Source organism: Streptomyces sp. WELS2, from assembly GCF_013870595.1.
Lineage (GTDB): Bacteria > Actinomycetota > Actinomycetes > Streptomycetales > Streptomycetaceae > Streptomyces.
In genome coordinates, this window is sequence record NZ_JACBWZ010000534.1 from 1 (window position 1) to 4,463 (window position 4,463).

Sequence of the window (4,463 nt, forward strand, 5' to 3'; positions counted from 1 at the left end):
GTCCAGCTCCACCAGTGCCCGCTCGTCCCACAGCCGGACGGCCCCGACGACCTGCTGCGCCGCCCGGCGCCCACCGGCCCCTACCCGGCGGTGGACACCGCGTCCGACGACGTCGCCCTGATCGCGTTCACCTCCGGCACCACGGGCCGCCCCAAGGGGTGCGCGCACTTCCACCGGGACGTACTGGCGGCGGCCGACACGTTCTCCCGGCATGTGGTGCGCCCCCACGCGGACGACGTCTTCACCGGCAGTCCCCCACTCGGCTTCACCTTCGGCCTCGGCGGGCTGGTGATCTTCCCGCTGCGGGCCGGGGCCAGCAGTGTGCTGCTGGAACAGGCGGGGCCACGGCAGCTGCTGCCCGCCATCGCCGCGCACCGCGTCTCCGTGCTGTTCACCGCGCCGACCGCCTACCGGGCGATGCTGCCCGACCTGGACGGCCACGACCTGTCGTCCCTCCGGCGCTGTGTCTCGGCCGGCGAGAACCTGCCGGCGGCCACCTGGCGGGCCTGGTACGAGCGCACGGGCCTCGGCCTGATCAACGGCATCGGCGCCACCGAGCTGCTGCACATCTTCCTGTCCGCCGCCGACGAGCACATCCGGCCCGGCACCACGGGCCTGCCGGTGCCGGGCTGGCAGGCGCGCGTCCAGGACGCCGACGGCCGGCCGGTGCCCGACGGCGAGCCCGGTCTGCTGGCCGTGCGCGGCCCGGTCGGCTGCCGCTATCTCGCCGATCCCCGGCAGCGGGAGTACGTGCGCGACGGCTGGAACATCACCGGCGACACCTGTGTCCGCGAGCCCGACGGCTACTTCCGGTACGTGGCCCGCGCCGACGACATGATCGTCTCCGCCGGGTACAACATAGCCGGGCCGGAGGTGGAGGACGCGCTGCTCGGCCATCCCGACGTGGCCGAGGCGGCGGTCGTCGGCCGCCCCGACGAGGCCCGTGGCCAGGTGGCCGTCGCCTACACCGTGCTGCGCCCCGGCGCCCGCCCGGACCCGGAGGCGCTGCGCGCGTTCCTCACCGCGGAGCTCGCGCCCTACAAGTGCCCGCGCGAGTTCGTCTTCCTCGACGAGCTGCCCCGCACGGCCACCGGCAAGGTGCGGCGGTACCTGCTGCGCACCGGAGGTGACCAGCCGTGATGCCGACGACCTAAAATGATCAACGTGTCCGAGCAGCACGCCCCCAGGTCCCTCATCGTCACGCTCTACGGCGCGTACGGCCGCTCCCTGCCCGGCCCGGTGCCCGTCGCCGAGCTGATCCGGCTCCTGGCCGCGGTCGGCGTGGACGCGCCCTCCGTACGCTCCTCGGTGTCCCGGCTCAAACGGCGCGGTCTGCTGCTGCCGGCGCGCACGGAGTCCGGCGCGGCCGGATACGAACTGTCGCCCGAGGCACGCCAGTTGCTGGACGACGGCGACCGGCGCGTCTACGCGGGCGCGCCCGTGGCGGACGAGGGCTGGGTGCTCGCGGTGTTCTCGGTCCCGGAGTCGGAGCGGCAGAAGCGGCACGTGCTGCGCTCCCGGCTGGCCGGCCTCGGTTTCGGCACCGCCGCGCCGGGGGTGTGGATCGCCCCGGCCCGGCTGTACGAGGAGACGGAACACACGCTGCGCCGGCTGCGGCTGGACCCGTACGTGGACTTCTTCCGCGGCGAGCACCTGGGTTTCGCGCCCACCCCCGAGGCGGTGGCCCGCTGGTGGGACCTGGCCGCGATCGCCAAGGAGCACGAGCGCTTCCTGGACACGCACGCGCCGGTGCTGCGGGCCTGGTCCCGTCGTGCGGACACCCCGCCCGGGGAGGCCTACCGCGACTACCTCCTCGCCCTGGACTCCTGGCGCCACCTGCCCTACACCGATCCGGGCCTGCCCACCCACCTGCTGCCGCCCGACTGGCCCGGCGTCCGCTCGGCGGAGGTCTTCCGGGGCCTGCACGAACGGTTGCGGGACGCGGGGGCCCGGTTCGTCGGTCTGTGAACGATCGTCAGCCGTCCAGTGACAGGCGGGGTTTGGGAGCGTCGGTGCGGCCGGTGCGGGGCGGGCGGCTGCCGGCCCGGTAGGGGGCGGGCCAGGGGGCGCCGGGGCCCTCGTAGCCCTGCTCGGCCGCCGCGTGCAGGGTCCAGTGCGGGTCGTACAGGTGCGGGCGGGCCAGGGCGCACAGGTCCGTACGGCCCGCCAGGATCAGCGAGTTGACGTCGTCCCAGGAGGAGATCGCGCCGACCGCGATCACCGGGACGCGGACCTCGTGCCGGATGCGGTCGGCGAACGGCGTCTGGTACGACCGCCCGAACTCCGGGCGTTCCTCCGCCACCACCTGCCCGGTGGACACGTCGATGGCGTCGGCGCCGTGCGCGGCGAAGGCGCGGGCGATCTCCACGGCGTCCTCGGCGCCCGTCCCGCCGTCGGCCCAGTCGGTGGCCGAGATCCGGACCGTCATCGGCCGCTCGGCCGGCCACACCCCGCGTACGGCGTCGAAGACCTCCAGCGGGAAGCGCAGGCGCCGCTCCGGTGAACCGCCGTAGGCGTCGGTGCGCCGGTTGGTGAGCGGTGAGAGGAAACCGGAGAGCAGATAACCGTGGCCGCAGTGCAGTTCGAGCAGGTCGAACCCGGCCCGCGCGGCCCGCCAGGCGGCCGCGGTGAACTGCTCGCGGATGTCGGTGAGCCGGGCCCGGGACAGCTCGCGCGGTATCTGGCCGCCCGGCTTGTACGGCAGCGGGGAGGCGGCCACGAGCGGCCAGTTGCCGCCGGGCAGCGGCTCGTCGATGCCCTCCCACATCCGTTTCGTGGACCCCTTGCGGCCGGAGTGCCCGAGCTGGACGCCGATCGCGGTGCCCGGGGACTGCCGGTGCACGAAGTCGGTGACACGCCGCCACGCCTCGGTCTGCCGGCCGGTGTAGAGGCCGGCGCAGCCGGGGGTGATCCGGCCCTCCGGGCTGACGCACACCATCTCGGTCATCACCAGGCCGGCCCCGCCGAGGGCACGGGCGCCCAGGTGGACGAGGTGGAAGTCGCCGGGAACGCCGTCGACGGCCGAGTACATGTCCATCGGTGACACCACGACCCGGTTGCGCAGGGTCAGGCCGCGCAGCCGGAACGGGGTGAACATCGGGGGTGTGCCGGCCGGGCAGCCGAACTCGCGCTCCACGGACTCGGTGAAGCGGGCGTCGCGCAGCCGGAGGTTGCCGTGGGTGACGCGGCGGGAGCGGGTGAGCAGGTTGAAGGCGAACTGGCGGGGCGGCTGGCGCAGGTACAGCCGCACGTTCTCGAACCATTCCAGGCTGGCCCGGGCGGCCCGCTGGGTGGAGGCGACGACGGGCTTGCGCTCCTCCTCGTAGGCCGCCAGCGCGCGGGGCACGTCCGGCTGCTCCTCCAGGCAGGCGGCCAGGGCGAGGGCGTCCTCGACGGCGAGTTTGGTGCCGGAGCCGATGGAGAAGTGCGCGGTGTGGGCGGCGTCGCCGAGGAGGACGACGTTGCCGTGCGACCAGCGGTCGTTGACGACCGTACGGAAGCCGGTCCAGGCGGAGTTCCCGGAGCGCAGCGGGCGTCCGCCCAGGGCGTCGGCGAATTGCTTGGCGCAGCGCTCGACGGATTCGCGCGGGGCGAGTCCGTCGTGGCCCGCGGCCCGCCAGACCTCCTCGCGCATCTCGATGATGACGGTGGAGGCATCGGGCCCATAGGGATAGCCGTGCAGTTGCATGACGCCGTGCTCGGTCTCGGCGATCTCGAAGCGGAAGGCGTCGAAGGCGAAGTCGGCGGCGAGCCAGATGTAGCGGCAGCGGTGTTCGGTCACCTGGGGGCGGAACACGTGGGCGTACGTCTCGCGGGTGGCGCTCCCCACACCGTCGGCGGCGACGACGAGGTCGTGGCCGGCGCGGAGGGCGTCCGGGTGGGGGGCCTCGGTGCGGAAGCGGAGCCGTACGCCCAGCGAGTGGCAGCGCTCGTGCAGGATCCTGAGGAGGCGGTGGCGGCCCAGCGCGGCGAAGCCGTGGCCGCCGGAGCGGTGGCGCGTCCCCCGGTGCACGATGTCGATGTCGTCCCAGCGGACGAGGTCCCGCCGTAACGCTTCGTGGACGACCGGGTCGGCGTGTTCGATACCGCCGAGGGTCTCGTCGGAGAGGACCACGCCGAAGCCGAAGGTCTCGTCGGGGGCGTTGCGTTCCCAGACGGTGACGTCGCGGGCGGGGTCGAGGCGTTTGAGGAGTGCCGCCGCGTACAGCCCGCCGGGGCCGCCGCCGATGACGGCGACGCGCAGGGGGCGGCCGGGCTCCGCTCGGGTGGGTGCGCCTGGGGCCGGCATCCGGGCTCACCTCCCCCGCCACTTCGGTGTGCGCTTCTCGGTGAAGGCCGCGTGGAACTCCGCGTAGTCCTCACCGGTCATCAGCAGGGACTGGGTCGCGGCGTCCAGTTCCACCGAGGCGGCCAGGGGCATGTCCAGCTCGGCCGTGAGCAGGGCCTTGGTCTGGGCGTGGGCC

At 74.2% G+C, this 4,463-nt stretch carries 3 protein-coding genes and 1 pseudogene; 2 read left to right on the forward strand and 2 right to left on the reverse strand.

Annotated elements, in window-relative coordinates:
• Positions 1-1,140 (forward strand): AMP-binding protein (locus H5J33_RS24965; protein ID WP_181797122.1); only part of this gene is annotated, 1,140 nt, incomplete at its 5' end.
• 15 nt (positions 1,141-1,155) lie between these two features.
• The gene (locus H5J33_RS24970; RefSeq protein ID WP_181797123.1) at positions 1,156-1,968 is read left to right on the forward strand and encodes a PaaX family transcriptional regulator C-terminal domain-containing protein; all 813 of its coding nucleotides are present in this window, start codon (positions 1,156-1,158) and stop codon (positions 1,966-1,968) included.
• Positions 1,969-1,975: 7 nt separating this feature from the next.
• On the opposite strand, the gene H5J33_RS24975 is transcribed toward H5J33_RS24970, so the two are convergent.
• On the reverse strand, positions 1,976-4,288 hold the full coding sequence (locus H5J33_RS24975; RefSeq protein WP_181797124.1) for a bifunctional salicylyl-CoA 5-hydroxylase/oxidoreductase: 2,313 nt from the start codon (positions 4,286-4,288) through the stop codon (positions 1,976-1,978).
• Positions 4,289-4,294: 6 nt separating this feature from the next.
• Positions 4,295-4,463, reverse strand: a pseudogene (locus H5J33_RS24980) (enoyl-CoA hydratase); the annotation flags it as partial.

Bases quoted from the DNA above. Each gene is read 5' to 3' on its own strand.
- H5J33_RS24975 (WP_181797124.1), bottom strand. From the start codon at position 4,288: ATGCCGGCCCCAGGCGCACCCACCCGAGCGGAGCCCGGCCGCCCCCTG.
- H5J33_RS24970 (WP_181797123.1), top strand. From the start codon at position 1,156: ATGATCAACGTGTCCGAGCAGCACGCCCCCAGGTCCCTCATCGTCACG.